Raw genomic sequence first — 1,347 nt, 5'->3', positions numbered from 1 at the left:
CCCTGAGGTTTCCCCACGTTTTCATGCTGTCACAGCCATCTGATCGAGCAGCGCCGGAGATGGCTTTCGTACCTGTTCCATGAGTTCGTCGAGCCTGACGTTTGACCATCGTCGCACCAACGCCTCACGGCCGAGTCGCATGATCGAGTACAGCCGTCGCTTCGATCGAAAAGGTGCCAGCCATTCGTCGATACCTGCCGTCTCGCATGCCATGCCGACCAGCCAACTGGCGAACGCTGCCATCGTATGAAGCAACAGCAGCACTTCGATACGCTTACCCTTGCGGGTCAAACTGTCCTCAAAGGCATGACCGTAGCGGTGGGATTTCAGATCCCGGAAGGACAGTTCAATCTGCATGCGCCGGGCATACAGCGCCACCATTTGTCGGGCGCTCAGGTGCCTCAGTGCAGGCGAGGCAACGAGTAGCCATGGCTCGCGTTCGCGGGCCGCGTTCTCTTGGCTCTTCTTGGTGCGTGACGGCATACCCTGACGGTTGCGTTGTCTGCGTCCCTGCGGTGGTCTGGCATGCACTACCACGCGACAGCACCAGGGCTTTGCACGCACCGTATCCATCAGCCCCAAGTCGCGCGGTGCAGCGACGGCCAGCTCGTAGAGCGCTCGGCACGGCACCCACGCATCCGGCGTATCCACCGCATCCGTGGGCTTCACCAGCGTGCGGTGGCGCAGCCGTCCCAACCAGTGCCAGCCCATGGCTTCGACAGCGCGAAACCATGGCGCGCGAAAGCCGGCATCGGTCACCAGAATCGGCCGCACATCCTCGGGAATCAGCGCCGCCAATCGCTGCAGAAATCGTTTCTCTGCCGCTGGCGAACCTTGTTGCCCATCGGGAAATACCATGTCCAGTACCGTCAGGGCCCGCCCGCCGACGGGAACCGCCGCGCGCAATAGATGCCAGCGCCGATCGGCTTTCAGGTCACACCAGTCCAGCACGATGACCGGATGCGGGCCGCGCAATAACCAGCGCGCCATGGCTCCGTGCACGTGTTCACGCTCAGCGTGCAGATGTCGATTACCCAGCAGTCGATCCAGTGCCTTCAGCGGCGCGCGGATGCGCTCCGCACCGGGCCACCCGCGGGCGACATCGATCAAGGTCAGACGACGGCCATGGATCAATGCTTCCACGGCACGCAACAACACGCGACGGCGCAGTGCATGCATCGGCTGCAGTGCCTCGCCCAGGCACTTTTGCAATACTTTGGTGGCGCGCATGGTGTGGTCTCCTCTGGCTTCGTAACCCGTGAGGATTGACCGCATCATGCGCGCACTGTTCCTTCAATCCGCATGCAACGCGTTGATTGAACGAGAAGATTCGTGGGGAAACCTCAG

At 62.0% G+C, this 1,347-nt stretch carries 1 protein-coding gene; it reads right to left on the bottom strand.

Going from position 1 to position 1,347, the window contains the following annotated elements:
* Nucleotides 1-21 precede the first annotated feature (21 nt).
* Nucleotides 22-1,230, bottom strand: a complete 1,209-nt coding sequence (locus RHOFW104R8_RS10885; RefSeq protein ID WP_068094659.1) for an IS4 family transposase — start codon at nt 1,228-1,230, stop codon at nt 22-24.
* Nucleotides 1,231-1,347: the final 117 nt, after the last annotated feature.

This window comes from Rhodanobacter sp. FW104-R8, assembly GCF_001617365.1.
In the GTDB taxonomy this organism is placed as follows: domain Bacteria; phylum Pseudomonadota; class Gammaproteobacteria; order Xanthomonadales; family Rhodanobacteraceae; genus Rhodanobacter.
This window is presented reverse-complemented; position numbering and strand designations above follow the sequence as displayed.

Bases quoted from the DNA above. Each gene is read 5' to 3' on its own strand.
- RHOFW104R8_RS10885 (WP_068094659.1), bottom strand. From the start codon at position 1,230: ATGCGCGCCACCAAAGTATTGCAAAAGTGCCTGGGCGAGGCACTGCAG.